General features: G+C 59.7%; 20 protein-coding genes. 11 read left to right on the forward strand and 9 right to left on the reverse strand.

The features are described from left to right. The first annotated feature begins 452 nt into the window (after nucleotides 1-452). Entirely contained in the window at nucleotides 453-1,580 is a 1,128-nt protein-coding gene (locus tag AB8B29_RS25125; protein ID WP_197072844.1) for a putative sugar O-methyltransferase, read from the forward strand. Nucleotides 1,581-1,757: 177 nt separating this feature from the next. Here AB8B29_RS25125 and AB8B29_RS25130 read toward each other — a convergent pair whose 3' ends face one another. After that, complete coding sequence (locus AB8B29_RS25130) at nucleotides 1,758-1,973, reverse strand: hypothetical protein (protein ID WP_051964093.1); 216 nt, start codon at nucleotides 1,971-1,973, stop codon at nucleotides 1,758-1,760. 221 nt (nucleotides 1,974-2,194) lie between these two features. On the opposite strand from AB8B29_RS25130, the gene AB8B29_RS25135 reads away from it, so the two are divergent. Continuing rightward, a complete protein-coding gene (locus AB8B29_RS25135; protein ID WP_037199685.1) occupies nucleotides 2,195-3,160 on the forward strand; it encodes a DUF1402 family protein in 966 nt (321 codons plus the stop codon). A 67-nt stretch (nucleotides 3,161-3,227) separates the two neighbouring features. Then, nucleotides 3,228-3,692 carry a hypothetical protein gene (locus tag AB8B29_RS25140; protein ID WP_174157327.1) on the forward strand — a complete coding sequence of 155 codons (465 nt, stop codon included), beginning with the start codon at nucleotides 3,228-3,230 and terminating at the stop codon, nucleotides 3,690-3,692. Between the two features lie 137 nt (nucleotides 3,693-3,829). Here AB8B29_RS25140 and AB8B29_RS25145 read toward each other — a convergent pair whose 3' ends face one another. Then, the gene (locus AB8B29_RS25145) at nucleotides 3,830-4,957 is read right to left on the reverse strand and encodes an ROK family protein (RefSeq protein ID WP_037199687.1); all 1,128 of its coding nucleotides are present in this window, start codon (nucleotides 4,955-4,957) and stop codon (nucleotides 3,830-3,832) included. 216 nt (nucleotides 4,958-5,173) lie between these two features. Between AB8B29_RS25145 and AB8B29_RS25150 the strand changes: the two genes are divergently transcribed. After that, nucleotides 5,174-6,046: a glycerophosphodiester phosphodiesterase family protein gene (locus AB8B29_RS25150; RefSeq protein WP_037199728.1), complete on the forward strand. Its 873-nt coding sequence runs from the start codon at nucleotides 5,174-5,176 to the stop codon at nucleotides 6,044-6,046. A gap of 87 nt (nucleotides 6,047-6,133) precedes the next feature. Here the strand turns inward: AB8B29_RS25150 and derI are convergent, their stop codons facing one another. From derI to AB8B29_RS25185, 7 genes are all read right to left on the reverse strand, one after another. Then, nucleotides 6,134-6,589, reverse strand: a complete 456-nt coding sequence (derI, locus tag AB8B29_RS25155; RefSeq protein WP_037199693.1) for a D-erythrulose-4-phosphate isomerase — start codon at nucleotides 6,587-6,589, stop codon at nucleotides 6,134-6,136. Nucleotides 6,590-6,599: 10 nt separating this feature from the next. After that, a complete protein-coding gene (locus AB8B29_RS25160) occupies nucleotides 6,600-7,370 on the reverse strand; it encodes a triose-phosphate isomerase (protein WP_037201240.1) in 771 nt (256 codons plus the stop codon). Continuing rightward, complete coding sequence (locus AB8B29_RS25165) at nucleotides 7,367-8,143, reverse strand: DeoR/GlpR family DNA-binding transcription regulator (RefSeq protein WP_037201241.1); 777 nt, start codon at nucleotides 8,141-8,143, stop codon at nucleotides 7,367-7,369. The genes AB8B29_RS25160 and AB8B29_RS25165 overlap by 4 nt, the downstream gene beginning before the upstream one ends. Nucleotides 8,144-8,262: 119 nt before the next feature. Beyond that, nucleotides 8,263-9,201, reverse strand: coding sequence for a sugar-binding transcriptional regulator (locus tag AB8B29_RS25170; RefSeq protein ID WP_047561472.1), 939 nt, complete (start codon nucleotides 9,199-9,201; stop codon nucleotides 8,263-8,265). A 127-nt stretch (nucleotides 9,202-9,328) separates the two neighbouring features. Beyond that, a complete protein-coding gene (locus AB8B29_RS25175; RefSeq protein WP_439006773.1) occupies nucleotides 9,329-10,261 on the reverse strand; it encodes a TIM barrel protein in 933 nt (310 codons plus the stop codon). 31 nt (nucleotides 10,262-10,292) lie between these two features. After that, nucleotides 10,293-11,804, reverse strand: coding sequence for a glycerol-3-phosphate dehydrogenase (locus AB8B29_RS25180; RefSeq protein ID WP_439006774.1), 1,512 nt, complete (start codon nucleotides 11,802-11,804; stop codon nucleotides 10,293-10,295). A 69-nt stretch (nucleotides 11,805-11,873) separates the two neighbouring features. Continuing rightward, entirely contained in the window at nucleotides 11,874-13,424 is a 1,551-nt protein-coding gene (locus tag AB8B29_RS25185) for an FGGY-family carbohydrate kinase (RefSeq protein ID WP_439006775.1), read from the reverse strand. A gap of 921 nt (nucleotides 13,425-14,345) precedes the next feature. Between AB8B29_RS25185 and AB8B29_RS25190 the strand changes: the two genes are divergently transcribed. The 7 genes from AB8B29_RS25190 (at nucleotide 14,346) to AB8B29_RS25220 (ending at nucleotide 23,084) form a co-directional block, all read left to right on the forward strand. After that, nucleotides 14,346-15,002 (forward strand): DUF2291 domain-containing protein, encoded by a 657-nt coding sequence (locus AB8B29_RS25190; protein ID WP_439006776.1) that lies wholly within the window; start codon nucleotides 14,346-14,348, stop codon nucleotides 15,000-15,002. After that, entirely contained in the window at nucleotides 14,999-16,543 is a 1,545-nt protein-coding gene (locus tag AB8B29_RS25195; protein WP_047639594.1) for a sugar ABC transporter ATP-binding protein, read from the forward strand. Before AB8B29_RS25190 ends, AB8B29_RS25195 begins: the two co-directional genes overlap by 4 nt. A 22-nt stretch (nucleotides 16,544-16,565) precedes the next feature. Further along, nucleotides 16,566-17,618, forward strand: coding sequence for an ABC transporter permease (locus tag AB8B29_RS25200; RefSeq protein ID WP_092577636.1), 1,053 nt, complete (start codon nucleotides 16,566-16,568; stop codon nucleotides 17,616-17,618). 104 nt (nucleotides 17,619-17,722) lie between these two features. Further along, nucleotides 17,723-18,670: a D-ribose ABC transporter substrate-binding protein gene (locus AB8B29_RS25205; RefSeq protein ID WP_037201256.1), complete on the forward strand. Its 948-nt coding sequence runs from the start codon at nucleotides 17,723-17,725 to the stop codon at nucleotides 18,668-18,670. A 184-nt stretch (nucleotides 18,671-18,854) separates the two neighbouring features. Further along, nucleotides 18,855-19,697, forward strand: a complete 843-nt coding sequence (locus tag AB8B29_RS25210) for a DeoR/GlpR family DNA-binding transcription regulator (RefSeq protein ID WP_037201257.1) — start codon at nucleotides 18,855-18,857, stop codon at nucleotides 19,695-19,697. Nucleotides 19,698-19,750: 53 nt separating this feature from the next. Next, nucleotides 19,751-21,280 (forward strand): FGGY-family carbohydrate kinase, encoded by a 1,530-nt coding sequence (locus AB8B29_RS25215; RefSeq protein ID WP_037201260.1) that lies wholly within the window; start codon nucleotides 19,751-19,753, stop codon nucleotides 21,278-21,280. A gap of 61 nt (nucleotides 21,281-21,341) precedes the next feature. Further along, on the forward strand, nucleotides 21,342-23,084 hold the full coding sequence (locus AB8B29_RS25220; RefSeq protein WP_037201261.1) for a glycerol-3-phosphate dehydrogenase/oxidase: 1,743 nt from the start codon (nucleotides 21,342-21,344) through the stop codon (nucleotides 23,082-23,084). The last annotated feature ends 7 nt before the right edge of the window (nucleotides 23,085-23,091 follow it).

Here is a 23,091-nt window from a genome sequence, read left to right on the forward strand (position 1 = left end):
CGCTGTAGCATTGAGCTTTTGCCCGCGAAAAACAATGGTTGTGTCCGGCGACACGACGTCTGAGGTTGGGAACATGCAGGGTTCCGTTCTGGAATATGCGGGCACTGCGGTCACTGTCACGACGTTTGATAACCCAATTGCCGGTCAGGAATTCACCCTGTTTTCCAGCACTGGCTCTGCTGTGATGTAAGCGCTGTTTGTCAACCATAATAGCGCCAAAACGGCATCGTCGATCTTGTCCTCATCGATCTTCATGAACCCACCTTACCACACGCGGCGCCAAAATCCTGAGGCCCTGCTCGGATGGATACGATCCAGCAAAGGACGAGGCCTCAACTGCTAGCTATATAAAGAAAAGTATCGCGACCTACGGCGATCGGGCGAACTTCCGGAATCGACATTCGCATTAGCTGATGCTAATCGTTCACAAAGACAACCGGAGGGGGAACGACGTGGAAGGTATTTCAATCGCAAAACTGGCGCAAGTAGAGTTCGGCATGAGGCCGAACCCTTCTCTCATTTCCCGCATCAAAAACTCTTATAGGCTGGCATTAAGCCGATCGTCTACACCTGAAGATTCGGCCATCTGGTCGATGATCGGTGCCAAACAAACTGAAATCCATCAGGCGCTTATGTCGGATGATGACCGGTTGCTTATGGATCTGCTCTCGGATCCGCAATCTACGAACCTCTATTATGGCGTCGATAATCTGGCCAAAGATGTGATGGATGCGATAGGCGATGGTTGGAAAGGTGCATACGACGGCACGAAGGCCGAGATCGACAATTTGTTGGTTGCTCTAGGAGAAGTCGATCTTTCCAACCCTCACGGCGGGGGGCGTTATGCCTACGATACCAAGCCGGAGATTAAATCGGTTGAGGAGGCTATTGAGATTGTCGATGGCATCTTCGGAGGAAAAATTTCTTTTCCGAATCCTTTCGCCGGTGAGTTCGGCATTGCAACGTCAAAAGGTCTGATTTCCTACCGCGCGATTCAGGCGGTATATCAGTCTATTCTTGTCCGCAGATATGCTGCTGAAAGCTGTCTGGAGATTGGCGGCGGGATGGGGAGAACCGCATACTTCGGGAATCGCTTGGGGTTGAAATACACGATCATCGATCTGCCCATGACGATCGTTGGGCAGGCGCTCTTCCTTGCTTCTGTTTTAGGCGATGATGCTATCTGGCTGCTCGGCGACACGACGCCGAAAAATGGCAGGATCGCTCTATTGCCGCCGTCTGAGCTTCATTCAGTTGGGCAAGTCGATGTCGTGCTCAATGTCGATTCCCTGACAGAAATGGGAGAAAAGACGGCAACGGAGTATCTCGCCTGGATTAGCGCAAATTGCGAGACCTTCATATCGATCAACCATGAGGCAAACCTTTTCAAGACGATAAAGTTGTGCCAGTCGCTTTACCCGTCAAGTCTTCGATCACGATGCCCTTATTGGCTTCGTGTCGGCTATGTCGAAGAGGTGTTCTCGTTCGAGAGGAACCTCCGAATGCTCGAGGCTATCCGAGCAAGTACTTCCTGGCGGCTAACGCAGCCGCTCCGGCGGCTGGCTTCTCTCTTTCGTTAATATCGCCATTTTTGGGTGTCTATCGCACTCGTGTCGCTCGTATGACCACAGCGGCGAGTTCGCAGCGGCTCGAGAACAGATTGCAGAGCGTTTGAAATCGCATAGTTCCAAGCTGGCAACTTAGGATTGGTGACGGATAAAGCGGCATCGTGCCGACAGCATCACGACCGAGGATCATCAAATTAGGCTCATCAGCAATTCGCATAATAATTGGCACGACAATTCAAAGAACGCTGCGGGTGAATAGGCGAAGGGCCAACTGACCACGAGACCAACAAACCCAAGCGCGATGGCCGCAACCAGACCATGCTTTTCCCAACCATACATCGCACCGAAGCCTATGGCGATCGCAGTTAGGGCAAACGCCCAGATGCACCGAAAGACGATCGTCAAAATTCGTGGCATTTCCGGTCCATCAGCGTCTGCGGCTTGTACGCGGCAGCTCCGGAAATGTAATTATGCTGAAGACAAACGTCAACGTCTATCCTCGAACTGTCTCGGACTGAGATACCCCGGTGCGGAGTGCACTTCTTCAAGCTCGCTTCATCGGCGCCGGGTAGGGTCCATCTCAATCAAAATTGATGTGTTAGAGCCGATATAGAAAGCCATTGCGAATGCGAACAAGCCTGTCGAAAACCCCTGCGCTTAGCCTTCTTGTTATTTTGACCCTCGCAGGCGCCTGCCTCGGGCACGAATTGGTGCGGGTGCCCCCAGGCAATCGCAACAGCGTACAGCCGCCGATACCCAACACATCAGCGTTGCGAGCGAAGGCTTTCGATACGACCTACGAGGAGAAGTACCAAAAGATCGTCGGCGTGCTTCGCGAGGATAAAGAGCTGATGGCCTCGATCAAGAAGGCCGCGCAAACCTATCAGATCGACCCCATCCACATCGTCGGCGCGCTGGTCGGCGAACACACGTACAACATCACGATCGTCAACAGGGTGAAGTCCTATTACGTCAAGGCCCTCGCCTATTCCCAGGCCGACTTCAAGTTCGGCTACAAGGACGTAAGCGTTCAATCCTTTCTGAAAAAGCCGGAATTCACCCATTGCGACGCCTTCACCGGCAGCGCCGAATTGTGGGAATGCCGCGACGAAACCTGGGACAAAAGTTTTCGTGGCAAGGTCATCGACGGCATCACCTATGAAAACATGACGTTCCAGCGTGCTTTCTTCCAGCCCTTCTTTGCGGGCCAGACCTTTGGTCTTGGCCAGATCAGTCCGCTGACCGCACTCGAAGTCACCGACCTCGTGCATGCGACCAGTGGCTTGCCGAGACTGTCCGCCGACGATCCGCAGGCAATCTATCGCGACATCATGGATCCCGACCGCAGCGTCATCTATATCGCAGCGATCGTCAGGGACGCGATCGATGTCTATAAGGCCCAGGGTTTCGACATTACCGACAATCCCGGTCTGACCGCCACACTCTATAATGTCGGGCAGCCGCGGCGCCGAGCGCTTGCCTTGCGGCAGGCAGCCGATGCTGCCGGCGGCAAGAAGCTGCCGGAGGAGAACTATTACGGTTGGCTGGTCAATGACAAGCTACCGGAGTTGCGCGGGCTGCTCACGCAATAGCGGCTAGCGCAGATATGCCAACATCTACGACCGGCCTGCGTCGCGCGCTTTAAGCAACCAAGGCGATATGACCTCTCGCAATCTTCTCCTCGACCCATGCGCGCTCATTTTGCCAATCATGCCGCTTCCATCCCTGCCAGCTGAAGCGGCACAGCTTGATATCCGACTCGGAGGCAGGGAAGTTTGCCAGAACATAACAGATGTCGAGGAAGCCGATGCTGGGGAATACCTTCCGCATCCGGGGCCCCGCGATGCTGAGATCCGCACAGCCGTCCGCAAAATTGCGGCGGCGACCATCAGCACTTGCGCAGATTTAAGCGCCGCGTTTTCTAGAAAATCCGGATCAATCATGCGTCGATGCAAGACCTTGCTCGACGCGGCCAGCATGAGCATATCCGTGCGTGAGCCGCTCATGTTCGTCGGCAAGATTGGGCTCGTTGAAACGCATGACAAATTGCGCGTCAATTGCGGTCGTCCAGAAAACCCTGACGGTGAATTATCAATGCCTTCCGACAATGCGCCGAACCGATGATGCGGCGGAACGAAATCCGGTTGTCTCTCGGAGCCGAGGCAAACTTCGAGCAGTTGGCTACGCCCGCCCCTTCACATTTTCGTGGTGGGTCGAAGCCAAACTGCGCATCCAAATACGCACCGATTAAAGCGGCTGTGTTACAAAAAGTAGCGGAACTTCAAAGGCAGGAGCGCTGCACCAATGGCGGCGGCATCCCCCTTCGTCTCGCTGAGGACCAGCCGCGCCTCCCCTGGCGCGACGCCGTAACGATGGCGACGCCCGGAGGGCATGTTCAGGCGAGATATCATCATCCGTCCGAGTTCCGCCGGCAATTGCCCGCCAAAGACGATGGCCTGCGGATCGACCACGCCAATCAACGTCGCGATCGATCGATCGAGCGCCGGCATGGTCTCCGCGAGCCAATCCTCAACGCCCGGCCAGGTCGGATCGAAGTTTTGTCGCAGTTCTTCGACCGAGACGATGCTGATGCCATTCTTGCGCAAGGCAGCGATCAGATATTGCAAGGCCGGGCGTCGAGTTGACTCTTCGGGCGTGTAGATGACACTGAATTCCCCCGCATTGCCGTGAAAGCCCAGATAGGGCTTGCCCTCCAGCACGAGACCTCCGCCAAAGCCGTAATTGAAGGAGAGGTAAGCGAAGGTGGGACACCACAGTCCGACGCCGCGCAGGCTTTCGCCGATAGCGCCTGTCGTGGCATTGTTCTCCAGCCAAACGGGCAGCTCGAAGATCTCCTCCAATTCGGGTCGCAGGTCGAATAGCGACCAGTCCCTTAGGGGTTCCGGAGCGTTGAAAGCGCGATTGTCCGAAACGAAGAAGCCCGACATGGCAAAGCCAAGCCCGATAAGACGATCGCGCGACACGGCATGCTCCTTCAGAATGGATTGAAGCGTTCGCGAGAGTGCTGCAAGCGTTGCCCGGCGATCGCTCGGGACCATCTCCAACGTCTGCTGCGCGATGATGTTGCAGCCAAAATCGGCGAGAGACAGGGTTACGGCGTCGGTATTGACGGAAATGCCGACGGAATAGACTGCATGCCTCACCAGCTGGATCGTCGGGCTTGGCTGGCCGCGCATGCCCTTGAGCGGTGCACCGGTACACAGCAGCCCCCGCGTCAGCAGCGTCTCGACCAGGCGATGCACCGATTGCTGGGTCAGATTGGTATGTGCCGTTATCGTCGCGCGTGCGATCGGCTCATGCCGGCGAACGATATCGAGGATGAGGCGTTCGTTCTCGCTCGCCGACGGAGATCCTTCAGACGCAGCCATAGATATATACTCATCCTTCTGCCCCCGGCTTAGCCCTCGCATGCCCTCTCGCAATCCGACCGCATCGCCCCATGAGACCTTTAACAGGCTCTGTCACAAATACTACACTTTATGCGTATTAATAGACGATCAAACCATCTGCGCATGCATTCTTCATCTGAAAAGCAGGGATGCGATATCGTCATTGAAACCGATCAGGACCGGAAAGTCATCTTGATGCCCAGTCAGACTGCCGCCTCGCCCTCGCCTCGCCTTGCCGACATTTACTCGGCTCTCTCGCGCGAAAACCCGGATATTCTCACCATTGCCCATCGCGGCCTATGGACGGCAGCGCCGGAAAACTCGTTAGCGGCAATCCGCGCTGCCGCGGAACTGGGCGTCGAATTTGTCGAAATCGATACCCAGGCAACCGCGGACGGCACGCTTGTCGTCATCCACGACAGAACGCTTGACCGCACCACATCCGGCAAGGGCGTCGTCGGCGCAACCGACTTCGCGACGGTGCGCGATGCACGCCTTCGCGCAGGCGCAGGCGGCGAGTCGGCGCCACTGACCGACGAGCATGTGCCGACACTGGAGGAAGCACTCGAGGAGGCGCGTGGGCGCGTCTTCGTCAATATCGACACGAAATTTCTACGCGAACTGCCGCTGGTGATCGCCACGGTGCGGCGGCTAGGTGCAGAAGGTCACGTCATCATCAAGTCCGATGTCGAGCCAGAGAGCGGCAACTTCCCGATACTCGATGCCGATTGGTTCGGCTCCATCCCATATATGCCGATGTTCCGAGCCAGGCCCGGCAAGTTCGCCGAAGATCTGCGGCTGATCGAGCCGCTACGCGCGCCGATGGTCGAGGTGAAATTCACCGATATCGCCGATCTTGCGGCTGGCCGCGAGGAATTGGAGCGTCAAAACATCCGGATGTGGGTCAACACGCTCGACGTCGCCCATAATCTCGATTTCAACGACAGCCGCGCCGTCAAGGATCCGCAAAGTGTATGGGGCGCGCTCGTCGAGGCCGGCGTCGGCGCCATCCAGACGGACACCAATGTCGAGTTCAAGCAATGGCTGGCAGGCCGCCGCGCAAGATAACCGCCCGGTCACCTTGCCGCCAAATACAGACAAGCCCGGCCGATCGAGAGGGATCAGCCGGGCTCGCTGCGTCTTGGGAGACAGGTCTTAGCGAGCGTTGTACTTCGCATCGACCTCGTTGATGGCATTCACGTTTCCGGCTGACCGTCCCTTCTCGTCGAAGGTCTGGGCCAGGAAAGCGTCGGCGATGGCCTTGGCCAGTTCAGTGCCGATGACGCGGGCGCCCATGGTGATGATCTGGGCGTTGTTCGACAGCGCGGCGCGTTCCGCCGAATAGGTATCGTGGGTCAGGGCCGCGCGGATGCCCGGCACCTTGTTGGCGGAAATGCTGACGCCGATGCCGGTGCCGCAGACGAGGATTGCCTTGTCGTAGGTGCCGTCGAGGACGCCGGAAGCGACGCGGTCGGCGAGATTGGCATAGAAGTCATCCGGGCCGTCCTGCGTGCGCGACACTTCGCTCACCTCATAACGGTCCTTCAGATGATCGGCGAGAACCTTGGCCAGGCCCTCGCCGGCGCTGTCTCCAGCAATTGCAAGCTTCATTGTAGTCTCCTCAGAGTTTGGCGGCGCACTTGGCGAGGATGTCGAGATAGCCTTCGACGTTCCAGGCGGAGCGCCCGATGAAAAGCCCGTCTACGTTCGGGCAGGATATGAGTTCGTCACAATTTTGCGGATTGACCGATCCGCCGTAGAGGCATGGAATTTTTCGGCCGAGCACGTTCTGCGCGACGGCGATAATCTCGGCCTGGCGTGCGTCGGCATAGGAAGGTTCGGCGGGAATTCCCCTTTCGCCGATCGCCCAGACTGGTTCGTAGGCCAGCAGGATCTGAGCCTGCTTCTGCGAGGCCGCAAGCTTCGAAAGCGCGCCGACCACCTGCTCGCTCAAGATCTCCGTCGCGCGACCGCTTTCGCGATCGCTCAGCGTCTCGCCGATGCATATGAGCGGGATCAGTCCGTGGCGGACGGCCGCCTCGGTCTTCAAGCCCACGGTCTCATTGGTTTCACCGAAATGCTCACGGCGTTCGGAATGGCCGAGCTCGACGATGTCGAGATCGCAATCCCTCAGCATCAGCGGTGAAATCTCTCCCGTCCAGGCGCCCTGGTCGGCCCAATGCATGTTCTGGGCGCCGACCTTGACGGAACTGTCAGACAGGATTGCCTTGACCTCGCGCACGGCAGTGAATGGCGGGATGACGAAGCGCTGGATGCGCGGATCTCTCAGCGCATCGGCGGCACGCAAGGCTTCGGCAAAGGCGCGCGCCTCAGCCAGCGTCTTGTTCATTTTCCAGCTCGTGCCGATCCAATAGCGAGGCGTATCTGTCATGTCATATCCTGGGTAGAAGCAATGGTGAGGGTGATGCCGTCTCGGCGGAACTGCTCGAGAATCGCGCCATCGGGAGCGCGATCGGTGATCACGGCGTCGAAATCAGCAAGATCGGCCATCACATGCAGAGCCGTATGCCCCATGCGCTGATGGCTGACGAGCAGGCAGGTCTTGGCGGCCGAAGCGATCATGGCCCGTTTCGTGCGCACGACATTATCGTCCATGTGGTAGGCAAGCCTGCCTGATATGGCAGGTGTCGACAGGAACGCGATGTCGGCTCTCAGCCGCGACAGCGCCTCCTCGGTGACAACGCCCAGAAAGGCATTGAATTTCGCGGAATAGATGCCGCCGAGCGCGATCAGCGTGATGCCGCTTTCGCTCTTCAGGCGGTCTATGATCGCGGCATTGTTGGTTATCAGCGTCAATGGCCGCTTCTGCAGCAGCATCTCGCCGAGGACGGCCGCCATCGATCCGTCATTGACCATAACGGTCATGCCGGGCTCGACCAGATCGAGCGCGCAGCGCGCCATGCTGAGCTTTTCTTCGTGCCCCTGGCGCTCGCGGAAACGGAAATCGCTTTCGAACTGGGTGCCGGCATCGATCGTCGCACCACCGCGAACCTTGCGCAGCACGCCTGACTGCTCGAGATCATCGAGATCGCGATGAATGGTCATCTTGGACACGGTGAAGCGATCAGCCAGATCGTCGAGATCGACCGTCTTCTGCTCGACGAGCAGATTGATGATCGATTGCTGGCGCTCTTCCCGCTTCACCTTGCACTCCAGCTTTCACTCGGATGGAACCAAATAGAATATAACAGCAAAATCTCACAATTCAACATTTTTTCTGTTATGTTGATGCAATCTTGTGTTTCGCTCGACGCGATCCAGCCCTAATCCTTCAATAGCGCCTGTGCTGTCCTCTCATCGGTGATCAGACCGAATAGACAGCGGCTCTTCAGAACCGCCCGGATGGCCTCGACTTTGGGCAGGCCGCCCGAAAGCGCCACCAACCGCTCTTTCTTCGAACGCGGCAGCGATGCCGACAGCGTGCGCGCCGTCAACGTCGTCTCGAGAATATTGCCGTCCGCATCGAAGAAATGACCGAGAATTTCGCCGACACCGCCGGCAGCCGTGACCTCCTTGATCTCGTGCGGCTCCACCATGCCCGAGAGCACGAGTTGTGCATTGGTATCGACCGTGCCCAAGCCGACGAGCTTCAGCTCGGCGCCGTTTGCCAGGTCGAACACTTCCTTGACGCCGCGCTGGGCCAACAGCACATCCCGATCCTCGCGCGTGTTGGCGAAAAACGGCACCGGCATCACATGTGCCTGCATGCCGGTCTTTTCGGCGATGCGATGCATCACGTCATAGGGGTTGGCGGCATAGTTTCTGGTCAATCCACCGAGCAGCGAGACGAAGCGCAGATCCTTGGCGCTGACGCGAGACATGTGGTGAACCGCGGACGAGAGCGTGCGCCCATGGCCGAGGCCAATGACCTTGTTGTTGCCGCTCTCGATTTCACGTCGCAGGAAGCCGGCGCCGGCCTGGCCCAGAGCGCGGAACGCGAACCCCTCCTCGCCGAGATCGGGGGTAACCTCGCAATATTGCAGATCAAAACGTGCAGCGATCTTCGTTTCAAGCTCGACACATTCGACGATATCGCCATCGATAGTCACTTTCACCACGCCATCGGCAACCGCCCGCGCGATCAGTCGATGCGCCTTGACCGAGGGCACGCCGAGACGCTTGGCTACCTCGGACTGCGTCAATCCTCCGGCATAGTGCAGCCAGGCCGCCCGCACGGCCAGCGAAGCGTCGGCATCGGTCATCGGCCGCTCCTCCCTACTTCATCACGCATATAGGTCCGCCTGTTCGTTTTCCGATCTCGATTTAACGCCTCTAACATCGCCTCGTGGCTGATTTGGCTGCAGAATCAAGATTCAGCTGTTTCCACGGCTAGATATGCAAGTCGCCAACGCCCGTGTCGATATGAGGTGCCCAGAAGGCGACGCTTTCGGCAATCTGCGAGATAACCTGGCGATCGTTGGGCTCACGCTCCTTGAACGACAGCTCCAGGCAGATCTCGTTGTCCTTGGCACCACCTTCTGAAAAAGCCTCAAGCAAGGGCGCCGGCTGGATGCGACCCTTGGCGTTGAACTCCGCAGTAAAGGGCCGGTGGCCGCCCTTGTCCATCAGGCTCTGCTTGATATGGATGATCGGAGAAACCTTGGGGATGGCGCGCGCCCAGGCATAGGGATCATAGTCGTCGGGATTGGCCGAGGTGACATCGCCATGATCGATATCGGCCATCATCCACATCGGCACGGCAAGCCGCGCCTTCGTCAAGCGGTCTTGCAGCGCAAGAGATGCCTCGATGGTCTCGCCGAATTCGCGGCCGATGCTCATCGGCTCCCAGAATACATAGGAAAGGCCGGCCGCGTGGGCATGCTCCGCGACCTCACCCCAGCAATCGATCGCGATCTTGATCAGGTCCTCGCGCCGGACGAGATCGTCGTAATCCTTGTAGGTGAAGATCGAGAATTGCGTGCCGACGGAATGGCCGCCGAGATCGGCGGTGATGTCGGCAAAGGTCTTGAACCAATCGACATAGTAGCGCCGGACATCCTTGTCCGGATGGCCGAAATGGTTGAGGCGACCGTATGGACCGGTCATGCCCGAGGTCACGCGAACGCCGGTGCGCTTCAACGCGGCCTGCATATCGCGCGTCAGCCGGCGGATGACGGGGGCTTGCCAGCTGGGATTGATGAACTCATGCGTCAGCTGCAGATCTCGGATGCGCAGGTCGCGCGCGACCGTTTCGATCAGGTCGGCCGGCTCGGCGAAGCGGTTTACCAGCGGGTTGGTGTTGAGTGAAAGGGTCAAGGGCATGGATATCGGTTCCCGGCAATGATCGAATGGTTCAGGCGGCCAGCGCCAGTTCGGCATCGAACCAGGCGGAGAAATCCGCCTTTTCCTCGGCTGTCATGCGCAGCCCTTCCTTGGTGCGGCGCATGAGCACATCTTCCGCCTTCTGCGCCCATTCCGAAGCCGCCAGGTAACGAGCTTCCGCCTCATAGAGATTGCCGCCGAAATGGCGTCCGAGCCCGGCAAGAGACGTAGCACCCCCGACGATCTGCTTGGTGCGTGCACCATAGAGATGGCCGTAATGGTTCACGAGGGCGCGCGGCATCCAGGGATAGGCCGAACGTAGGGAATCGGCGAAAGCGACATAATCGGCATTCGGGATATCGCCGCCCGGAAGCTTGGCGTCACGCGTCCAGTCGCTGCCCATCTTGGGGAAGAACTTGGCAAGCTTCTGCATGGCGTGCTCCGAGAGCTTGCGGAACGTCGTGATCTTGCCGCCGAAGACGTTGAGAAGCGGCGCGCCGCCGGTCTCGTCGAGATCGAAGACATAGTCGCGTGTTACGGCCGAAGGATTGCCCTTGCCGTCGTCGAACAGCGGCCGGACGCCGGAGAAGCTTTCGATCACATCGGAACGACGCAGCTTTTCCTTGAAGTAGCGGTTTACGGCGGCGATCAGATAGTCGATTTCCGTCTCGTCGGCCTTCACCTCTTCCGGCTTGCCCTCATAGGGAATGTCGGTCGTGCCGATCAGCGCCTTGTCGCCTTCGTAGGGGTTGATGAAGATCACACGCTTGTCGTGGTTCTGCACCAGATAGGCCTGCTGCCCGCTCCAGAACTTCGGAACGATGATATGGCTGCCCTTGACGAGGCGGACGCTGCGGCGGCTGTTGGAGCCGGCAACACGGTTGATGATGTCGTTGACCCATGGGCCTGATGCATTCACCAGAACCTTGGCGCGCACCGTGCGCACTTCACCGGAGCGCTGGTCGCGCATCTGGACAATCCAGCCACCCTTATCGCGACGGGCGCTGATGCAGGCCGTGCGCGTCAGGATCTGCGCGCCCTTGGAGGCCGCATCGAGTGCATTGAGGACGACAAGGCGTGCGTCATCAACCCAACAGTCGGAATATTCGAACCCCTTGGAATACTGGTCGAGGATAGGTGCGCCCTCGGGATCGCGATGCAGATCGAGCGAGCGCGTGCCCGGCAGCCTCTTGCGGCCACCGAGATGATCGTAAAGGAAAAGACCGAGGCGAACGAGCCACGCGGGACGATCCGTTGGGCTATGCGGCAGCACGAAGCGCATCGGCCAGATAATGTGGCTTGCCGAATTCAGGAGCACTTCGCGTTCGATCAGCGCTTCGCGCACCAGACGGAATTCGTAGTATTCGAGATAGCGCAGACCGCCATGCACCAGCTTGCCGGACCGTGAGGATGTTCCCTCCGCCAGATCGCCTTTCTCGCACATCATGACCGAAAGACCCCGGCCGGCTGCGTCGCGGGCAATGCCGGCACCATTGATGCCGCCGCCGATCACAAAGAGATCCAAGATTTCGGGTTCAGTCATGTCATGCTCCTTCGGATGCCTCGGGCATCATCAAATCAAATTTCAAGGGCGCCTCAGCTCCATGTCGGGCTAGTGCTGTGCAAGCTTGTCCCAGGTGGGCGCGATCGCTTCTCGTATATCCTTGTAGGCGTCGAACAGCCGGTCGTAGCGCTCGGCGTCCTCGACATTCGGTGCCTCGGCTTCGCCAAGCAAAGGCGTCACCCATTCGGCGATACAGCTGTCCATGTCCGGATAGGCGCCGATAGCAACGGCCGCCATCATCGCCACCCCGGCAGCACCCGCCTCTTCGCGATCCGAAATCCGCACTGGCGCCTTGACGGCGGCAGACAGGGAGCTGCGTAAGGCGCGCGAGCGGGCGGCGCCCCCGGTGATGCGCAATTCCGACGGCATATCTCCCATGGCCGCATAGCAATCGCGCGTCGCCATGCCGAGCCCTTCGACCACGGCGCGCAGCATGTCGGCAAAGCCGTGACGCGTGGAAAGCCCGGTGAACCCGGCGCGGGCATGCGCGTTGACAAAGGGGCCCCGTTCTCCCGCCTCCGAAATGTAGGGATGATAGAGAAGGTTCGTCGGGCGGCTTTCGGCAAACCAGGTATCGATGCGCGGAATAAGGTCCGAATAGGAGACCTGCCGGTCACCATCGGACATCAGATCCGCCGCGATCCGCAGGATCCAGTCGATATTGATCGTCGCGCCCATATTTGTCTGAACCTGCGTCACGATCCCGGGGATCGGCAGGGCGATGACGTAACCGGTACCCTCGTCATTGAGATGGACGTCCGGCACAGCCTTCGCGCGCATGTGCACGCCCGTCGAGCCGATCGTCGAGCAGGCAGCATTCTGGCCGCCGGTGCGCACGCCGGCGCCGAGCGCGGTCATGACCATATCCACATATCCGAGGCAGACCGGCGTTCCCGCGAGCAACCCCACGGCCTTGGCCGCTTCGGCGGTCAGGGGATGGCTGATTTCGGTGCCCTCGATGATTTCTGGAAGAAGCGAGCGGCGGCGGCCAAGGCCGAGCGCGTCGATAACAACGGGATCGTACTGGCGGCTGCGAAAATTGCCGAAGGTGAAGCTTGCTTCCGACGGATCGGTCGCACGCACGCCAGTCAGGTTGAGATAGAGCCAGTCCTTGCAATGCAGCGCCGTTTCAGCCCGATCGAGCAGCTCCGGCATGAAGCGATCCATATGGGCGAGCTGCGCACCCTGCTGGCAGGTATTGAGACCCGTGCCGGTCGCCTCGAAACGCGCACGGTTGTTCGCCTCAGCGCTCAGGCGCGTGACGGTCGATGCAGCCCGGGCGTCGAGCCAGAGCCAGGCATCGTCAACCGGGGCGTTGCCGGCACCGACAAGCCAGGTTCCATCCCCCTGCCCCGTAACGGCAATGGCAACCGCGCGGGAGGCGAGATCCGACACCTTATCGCTAAGGCCAAGCAGCGCGCTGACGCAGTCCGACCACGTCTGGCCGAGCGACTGCGTGACCGAGCCGCCTTCGCCTGTCTGATATCGATTTCGCGCCGAAGCTGAAGCGATCTGCCTGCCTGATAATTCAAAGGCAACGGCCTTGAGAACGGAGGTTCCGGCATCGATCCCGATAATGATCCCGTCGCTCCTAGGCATTGTGCGCCGGCTCCGCCACAACCTGCCCCGCAACTGAGACGTTCGCATCGACAAAAAGCACGTTCATTCCTCCCCGATCGACCCAGAGCCTGAGGGTCTGCTCCAAGCCGCTTGCACCACGGCTATTTTCAGCACCGAAAAGCGGACCATCCCGGGCCAAGAGAACCTCGCCCTCGAGTCCACAAATCATATCGCCCGACCATCATGCAACAGCGCCTGTTTATAAACATCCACATTATACCACAGAGATATCACACATGTCGTAATATTTTTCTGGTATTGTAATTTTTTTCATATAAAATGGGCGCTGTCAATTCCCCAGCTGCACCGAGGAGGGCTTACGAAAGTGAGCTGGGCGAGAGCAATGCGAGGAGCGCCTATCCGCGAACAGAGTCGGTACCGCAAGAAGCGATGCATAGCCTTCATTCACACGGGCACGAATAATGTTCATATTTATCAATTGTTTGGAACGGCTTTCTTTTGAGAACGCGTCTCATATGCAGACAATTCGGCGTGGCTGCAAAACTGGTTCATTAAAGAGGGCTTGCGGCATACTCGAAGTACGGAACGCCAGCGTATGGGGAGATGGCCGGCTCACGAAACGCAACAGATGGCAGTTGACACGCTCTGAAATTTATAACATATGATTTGCAGTTATTAACACACTTCTATCACAATTATTACGGAAACGAGATGATTGTGGGTTCCATTGGGCGGCTGGAGGAGACGGACGCCCGCATGCTGAGGAGGCTCCTGATGTTGAATTTTCCTTCCGGTGACGGCCTGTCCCGAAACCGAGCAGAGCGTCTGCATGCCCGATGTGGCGCGCTAGGCCCTCGCTAGATCGTTGCCACGATCGCAGCGCCTTTCTTCTCGTTCTCCATCAGGCAATCCGGCTGATATGCCGAAGGTCGTTTGAACATGAATACGCAAATTCAATACGCAACCGCCAAGCCGACCGGCTCCAAGCTCAAGATCGTCGCCGGTATTGCCGCCGTCGTGATCGTGATCGGCGCCATTGCCGCCGATACAAAGGTGGTCAAGATCGGCTCCACGCATGATGTGCGCGAGCAGGCCTTCTCGCCGGAAGCCTATGGCGCCCAGGAATTTCCGAAGGTTCTGGCAGATGTCCAACAGCGAGCTGTCGACGCGGTGACGCTCGGCAATGCCGTTCTGGCCGACAAGAAGGCCGCCGGCACGAAATATGGTGTCGCCACCAGCACCGGCCCCGTGCTTCCCGTCTCGCTGTCAGGTACATTTGGCGACCGCAAGGCCAACCTCAACGACTTCAAGGTGGAGGGCCTGCCTGAGGGTATCACCGTTCGAGTGCAGACCGGCCCGGCGATCAACGGCACCGATCTTCGCGATGCGACCGGTAAGATCCAATTCGGCCAGTTCACCAACCAGATCGAATATCAGGATGCCGGCTCCGCCATCAACAACGAGATGAAGAAGGCGACCCTCGGCAGTCTTGATCCCGAGAAGCTGACGGGCAAGACGGCAACGGTTATCGGCGTGTTCAAGCTCATCAATCCCAAGAACTGGCTGGTCACCCCTGTGAAGGTCGAACTGAAATGAGCCAGGCAGAGGAAAAAGAAGCCGGCACAGGCGAAGTCGTTCTCGCTGCCCGCAACGTCGCCAAGTCCTATGGCAGCGTCCACGCACTGAAGGGCGTGAATTTCGATATTCGGCGCGGTGAAGTCACGACATTGTTCGGTGAGAACGGTGCCGGCAAGTCAACGCTGATGAAGATCCTCTCCGGGGTCATACAGCCGACATCAGGCGAAATCATCCTCGACGGCAACCCGATCAGCTTCGCTTCGTCGACACATGCGCGCTCCTGCGGCATCTCGATCATCCATCAGGAATTGAGCCTCGCGCCCAATCTTAGCGTGCGCGACAACATCTTCATGGGTCGCGAGATCATGAAGGGCGGTGTCGTCGATTTCGCCGAGGAAGAGCGCCAGACACGGGCGCTGATGGAGGAACTCGAAGAGCATATCGACCCGATGACGCCTGTCGAGGATCTGCGCCTCGGCCAGCAGCAGATCGTCGAAATCGCCCGCGCTCTTTCGGTCAATTCGCGCATCCTGATCATGGACGAGCCGACATCGGCCCTCAGCGCCACCGAAGTCGAGGTCTTGTTCAAGGTCATTCGCGACCTGACGGCGCGTGGTGTGTCAATCGTCTACATCTCGCATCATCTGGAAGAGGCGCTGCAGATCACCCACCATGCCGTCGTGCTCCGCGACGGCAATATGACGGCCTACGCTGAGCGCAAGGACATCGATCTCGAATGGATCGTGCGCAATATGGTCGGCGACAATTTCGATCTCGGCAGCCCGCCGACCGGCCACAAGATGGGCGACGTCGCGTTGACGATCGACAACCTTACCGTTCCCGGCCCGTCTGGTGCTGCCTACAACGCCGTCGACCGCATGTCGCTACAGGTCCGGGCCGGCGAGATCGTCTGCATCTACGGACTCATGGGAGCCGGACGCACCGAGTTGCTCGAATGTGTCGCGGGACGCCTGAGATCGAGCGGCGGCCACGTTCTGCTTGGGAACAACGACGTCGGCCATCTCAGCATTGCCGGCCGCATCGCCCAAGGCTTGGTTCTGGTGCCGGAAGACCGGCAGCGGGACGGTCTCGTCCAGACGATGACCGTCGGCTCGAACCTGTCGCTTGCCAGTATCGGCGCCTTCACCAAGGGTCTCTTCACGTCCGGCGGCCGCGAGCGGGCGCTGGTGGACACCTCGATCCGCAAGGTTCATATCAAGACCGATGGCGGCGACGCTGCGATCGGTTCGCTTTCAGGCGGTAACCAGCAGAAGGTCGTCATCGGCAAGATGCTTGCGACGGCGCCGAAGGTGATCCTGCTCGACGAGCCGAGCCGCGGCATCGATATCGGCGCGAAGGCCGAAGTCTTCAAGCTGCTTGCCGAGCGCGCCAAGGAAGGCCTTGCAGTGATCTATTCGACGTCGGAAGTCGCCGAGTGCCTCAGCATCGCCCATCGCATCATCGTCATGCACCGCGGCAAGATATCAGCCGAATTCGGTCCCGACGTCCCCAAAGAGAAGATCATGGCCGCCTCCGGCGAAGCAGTGGTCGCGCACTAGCCGCATTCATGGAGCACTGATTATGTCAGTCACGAACATCACTGAAAAGAAACCCATTTCGAACGGACAGCGGCGGAATTTCAACCTCGTGCGGCTGATCCTGGAAGGGCGCGCCTTCTTCGCGCTGATCGTCATCATCGCGGTCTTCTCCTTCCTGTCGCCCTATTACTTCTCGCTCAGCAACTTCCTGACCATGGCCTCGCATGTCGCCATCTTCGGCATTCTTGCCATCGGCATGTTGCTGGTCATCCTCAATGGCGGCATTGATCTGTCTGTTGGATCTACCCTCGGCCTTGCCGGTTGTATCGCCGGCTTCCTGATGCAGGGCGTCACCATTTCGAGCTTCGGCGTCATTCTCTATCCGCCGGTCTGGGCCGTCGTCATCTTGACTTGCGCGCTCGGCGCCGTCGTCGGCGCTGTCAACGGCGTGCTCATCGCATACCTGAAGGTTCCGGCGTTCGTCGCCTCGCTCGGCGTCCTCTATGTCGCGCGCGGCATCGCATTGCTGATGACCAACGGTCTTACCTACAACAATCTCGGCGGTCGGCCGGAGCTCGGCAATACCGGCTTCGACTGGCTCGGCTTCAATCGTCTCGCCGGCGTCCCGATCGGCGTCATCGTGCTCGCCGCGCTTGCAATCATCTGCGGCGTCGTTCTCAGCCGTACCGCCTTCGGCCGCTGGCTCTATGCCTCGGGCGGCAATGAGCGCGCCGCCGATCTTTCCGGTGTCCCGGTCAAGCAGGTCAAGATTCTCGTCTACGTGTTTTCCGGCGTCTGCGCCGCCATTGCAGGGCTGGTGCTGTCCTCGCAGCTGACATCGGCCGGCCCGACAGCCGGCACCACCTATGAACTGACCGCGATTGCCGCTGTCGTCATCGGCGGCGCGGCGCTGACAGGCGGTCGCGGCACGGTGCGCGGCACGATGCTCGGTGCCTTCGTCATCGGATTCCTTTCGGACGGCCTGGTGATCATCGGTGTCTCGGCCTACTGGCAGACCGTCTTCACCGGCGCGGTCATCGTGCTCGCAGTGCTCATGAACAGCATCCAATACGGACGTCGGGCCAAATCCGGCTGACGCATTGCACTCCAACTTGTCACCGATCGGTGATTACAGCCGATCGGAGAAAGCACCGCCGGTTCGCCGGTAACATCTAAGCTCATCAAAAGGGAGAGAGACTAATGTTTAAAAAAGGTATGCGCATTATCATGGCAGCGGTTGCGGTTGCACCGCTTCTGACGGGAGCAGCATGGGCCGCCGGCCAGATGACGATCATCGTCAACGATCCGTCCAACCCCTATTGGCTGACGGAAGGCAATGTCGCCAAGGCAACAGCCGAAAAGCTCGGCTATACGGCAACGGTCGGTGCGCATAAGGGCGACACCAACACCGAGAGCAACCTGATCGACACGGCCATCACCAACAAGTCGGTTGCTATCATTCTCGACCCGGCCAATGCCGATGGTTCCGTCGGTGCGGTCAAGAAGGCCGTTGCTGCCGGCATCCCGGTTTTCCTGGTCAATGCTGAAATCAACCAGGAAGGCCTCGCCAAGGCACAGCTCGTCTCCAACAACGCCCAGGGTGCCGCTATCGGTGCGCAGCAGTGGGTCGAGGCTGTTGGCGATAAAGGCAAGTATGCCGAACTGTTCGGCGCGCCTTCCGACAACAACGCCGCCACCCGCTCTAACGGCTATGAAACCGTTCTGACGCAGTATCCGGATCTGAAGAAGGTCGCCAAGGAAGTCGCCAACTGGGATCGCACCCAGGGCCACAACAAGATGCAGTCCATGCTGCAGGCTCACCCCGATATCATCGGCGTGATCTCCGGCAATGACGAAATGGCGCTCGGCGCGATTGCCGCCCTCAAGGAAGCCGGCAAGCTCGCCAATATCAAGGTCGGCGGCTTCGACGGTTCCCCGGACGCTGTTGCCGCCATCAAGGCCGGCGAACTGCAATATACGGTTCTGCAGCCGGTCGCAGTCTTCTCCGCAGAGGCCGTCAAGCAAGCCGACAGCTTCATCAAGACGGGCAAGACCGGCGCCACGAGCGAAAAGCAGCTCTTCGATTGCATCCTGATCACCAAGGACAATGTCGACAAGTACACGGGACCGTTCGTCCTGTCGCAGTAATGATATCGGGGACGCCGGCAACGGCGTCCCCACCCTTGCGTCGTTACAGCTTGAAGACCCTACCGGACATCAAGCAGAACTTTCGGTAAACCAAATAGCAAATTGTTCTCTATAGTCTTTTTGCCTTGACATGATATTCATGGCACCAAGCGGACACCCGTAAGGCTCAGCCTCAGAGGCCAAAGTGACCCAGAAAACAAGCCCCGCATCGTTCCTGCAAGACGAACTGCCTAGCGACAGCCGGCATTCCCGCCAGCTCGCCCGGCGCCAGTTGATCGCCGAGGCCGTCATGGCTGAGGGGTCGATGCGGATCGAGGATCTCACCGAGCGCTTCGGCATCAGCCTGATGACGGCGCATCGCGATGTCGACGAACTGGTGGCTCGCGGTCTCTTCCGCAAGACGCGCGGCATCGTCACGGCGACCGCCACCAGCCTGATCGAATCGAGCGATGTCTATCGCGCCAACCGGCAGGCGAGCGAAAAGAAGTTGATCGCCGCGGCCGCCATCCAGTTCATCGAACCGGGCCAGGCGATCTTCCTCGACGATTCCACCACCGTGCTGCAGATGGCCTCGCAACTGCCGGCCAAGGTGCCGCTGACGGCGATCACGAATTCTCTGACGCTGATGAACGCATTGAAGGACATGCACGACGTGACGCTCCTGGCGCTTGGCGGGCAGTACTACAACTGGTGCAACGCCTTCATGGGGCGCATGACCATCAACGAGATCAATCGGTTGCGAGCCGATGTTGCCTTCATTTCGATGTCGGCCATCATCGACGACGTGGTGTTTCACCAGTCTCCCGAGATCGTCGACATCAAGCGGGCCATGTTCAACAGTGCCGCCAAACGCATATTGCTCACCGACCACACGAAATTCGACCGCCGGGCGCTGCATAGTTTCGCGTCCTTAAGCGAGTTCGATGTCGTCATCGTCGATGAGAAAACGCCCGCTGCCCATCTCGAGCGCATGCAGAACAAGAATATCAATGTGGTCGTCGCCAGGAGCGACAAGGAGCGATCCTGACGGTTGAGCCCCGCGGGGCGGCCTGAGATCGTCCACCATCAGGAGTAACAGGAATGCCGAGTCTGCTCGGAATTGACAGCGGTCTCACCGTCACCAAGGCGGTGATCTTCGACATCGACGGAACGCCGCTTGCCGCCGCCCGCCGCCGTGTGACGCAATTCATGCCCAAGGCCCGCCATGTCGAACGCGACATGGACCAGCTCTGGACGGCGACGGCCGACGCCATAGCCGAGGCGATCAAGCTCAGCAATCGCCCCGCAAGCGACATTCAGGCAATTGCCGCGACTGCGCATGGCGACGGGATCTATCTACTCGACAGATCAAAGAAGCCGCTCGGACGCGCCATTCTTTCGCTCGACAGCCGTGCCGGATCGATCGTGGAGCGATGGCTGACAGGGCCGGTCGCCGACCAATCCCTGGTGCTCACAGGCCAGGTGCCGCACGTATCAGCCCCTTCGGCGTTGCTCGCCTGGATCAAGGAGCACGAGCCGGCCCGCTTCGCTGAGATCGGCCATATCCTGAGCTGCAAGGACTGGCTGCGCTTCTGCCTGACCGGCGTCGCCGGAACCGACCGCACCGAGGCCAGCACCTCCTTTACCGACGTCTCGACTCAGGATTATTCGCCGGATGCGCTGAAGCTTTTCGGTGTGGACGAATTGGTGGGCGCGCTGCCGCACGCCTCGCGATCCGATGAGGTCGTCGGCCATGTGACGGCAGCGGTCGCCAAACGCACGGGCCTTGCCGAGGGAACACCTGTCGTCGCCGGCCTGCACGATGTGACGGCCTCCGCGCTCGGTGCCGGGGGTTATGCCGAAGGTGTCGTCGCCGTGATCGCCGGCACCTATTCGATCAACGAAACGCTGTCCTCGGAGCCGCGTGTCGATCGCCGCTGGTTCTGCCGCAACGCCATTGCGTCGGGCCAATGGAACAATATGTCGATCTCGCCGGCATCGACGGCCAACTACGACTGGTTTCTGGACCAGCTCTGCTCCAACGAACGCACGGGCGCCGAAGCCACTGGCCATTCAATCCACGCCCTACTGGCACCGGAAATCGAGGCCGCCTTCAACCGACCCTCGAGCGCGCTGTTCCATCCCTACCTGTTCGGCTCCCCCTACGGTGCGGCGGCGAGCGCCGGCTTCTTCGGGCTTGGCGGCTGGCACGACCGCGGCGACATGCTGCGCGCCGTTCTCGAAGGTATCGCCTTCAACCACAAGATCCATGTCGATGCGTTAAGTGACGGTTTTTCCTTCAATCAGGCGAGGCTTGCGGGTGGCGTATCGCGCAATCCGATCGTCGTGCAGATGTTTGCCGACGTGCTTGGAATTCCCGTCACTGTGACGGAAACCGATGAGGCGGCCGCCTGGGGTGCTGCTCTCTGCGCCGGCGCCGGCGTCGGGATCTATGCCGATCCGCAGAGCGACCCACGCGATGTCGTCAGGATCGCCACGACCTATCACCCCGATTCCGCCCGCAGCGCCGGCTACCGGGTGCGTTATGAACTCTTCAAGGACATCGCCGACGCCATGACGCCGCTCTGGCCGAGGCTCGGCAATCTCGCAGCTCAACCCTCCCAAGACTAGACAGCCAATTGGGCTGCGCGAACGATCTGTTTTCGCGGCCGTTCACCAGGACCATGATGTTATGACCGATATGGCCGCCGATCTGAAACAACGCTTTTCCCGACTTCAAGACGGAGATGTCGACGTCGTCATCCTCGGCGCTGGAGTCAATGGCGCGGGGCTGTTTCGCGACCTTTGCGCCCAGGGCGTGAACTGCCTCATCGTCGATAAATCCGATTTCGGCTCGGGAACGAGTGCTGCGCCATCGCGCCTCATTCACGGCGGCCTGAAATATCTGGAAACCGGCGAATTCGCGCTGGTCGCGCAGTCGGCGCTCGAGCGCAATCTGCTCTTGAAGAACGCGCCGCATTGCGTCGAACCGCTGCCGACATTCGTGCCGATCTTCTCCTGGACGCGCGGCATATGGGCAGCCCTTCGCACGCTGACGGGCTCGACCACCGCTCCCCGAAGCCGCGGCGCCGTCCTCGTCAAGATCGGGCTTGCGCTCTACGATTTCTTCGGTTCGCGCAACCGGGTGATGCCGCGCCACAGGTTCCTGCTGAAAAGCCGCGCGCTCAAGGAAATGCCGCATGTGACGCCTGAGATCGTCGCCGGCGGCATCTATTACGACGCCAAGATCAGCCGGCCGGAACGGCTGGTCTACGAGTTGGTCAGCGACGGACTAGGGGCCAATGAGAAGTCATTGGCGGCAAACGCCACGAAGCTGGTGTCTGCGACCGACGGCCTGCTCACCTTCCAACGCTCGGACGGATATGCCTTTTCGGTGAAGCCGAAGCTTGTCGTCAATGCCGCTGGCCCGTGGATCGATCACGTCAATGCGGCGCTCGGCGCTCCCTCTCACCTGATCGGCGGAACAAAGGGATCGCATATCCTGCTCGATCACCCCGAACTGGTGCGCAGCCTGAATGGCCACATGATCTATTTCGAGGCCGATGACGGCCGCATCTGCCTGGTCTATGGCTATCTCGGCCAGGCGCTGGTCGGCTCGACCGACATTCCCTGCGACGACCCCGACAATGTGCGCTGCGAAGAGCCGGAAATCGAATATTTCCTCGATAGCGTCCGAGCGCTTTTGCCGGGTCTTCACTTCGAGCGGGAACAGGTGACCTATAGCTATAGCGGCATCCGCCCCCTGCCCGCCTCGGACGCCTCGTCGCCGGGCCTGATCAGTCGCGACCACTCCGCACCGGTCGTCGAAGCGCAGGCCGGACGGCCCTTCCCCGTTATTTCCCTCGTTGGCGGCAAGTGGACGACCTTCCGGGGTTTCGCCGAGGAAGTGTCCGATACCGTGCTGAAGCGCCTTCAGCGCACGCGCAAGACATCCACCGAGCGGCTGGCCATCGGCGGCGGATCGAATTTCCCGGTAAGCTCCAGCGAGCGCGCGGGCTGGATCCGATCGATCGCCGCAAAGACCGGTGTGGAGGCAAGCAGGGTCGACGAGCTGCTGAGCCGATACGGCACGACCGCGGCGGCGATCCTCGCCCATCGTTCGGACTACACGGATAGCCAGCGCATCAGCGGCGCGGCGCGCCACAGCGCCCTCGAAATCGATTGGATCGCCCGCCAGGAGCTTGTCGTGCATCTGTCCGACATCGTCTTCCGCCGCACGACCATGGCGATCGAGGGACTACTGACCACGCAGGGTTTGCGCGAAATTGGTGCGATCGCGGCGGCAGCCCTGCAGTGGGATGCGCAACGACTGGCCAAGGAGATCGACGATGTCGTCACCTCGCTATCGAAATTCCACGGCCGCACCTTGACCGAGGAAAGCGCGCGCCGGGCCGCGAGCCCGGCGGCACGCTGATCGCTCA

The organism is Rhizobium sp. 11_C7_N12_5 (assembly GCF_051811145.1).
GTDB classification, from domain to species: Bacteria; Pseudomonadota; Alphaproteobacteria; order Rhizobiales; family Rhizobiaceae; genus Rhizobium; species Rhizobium lusitanum.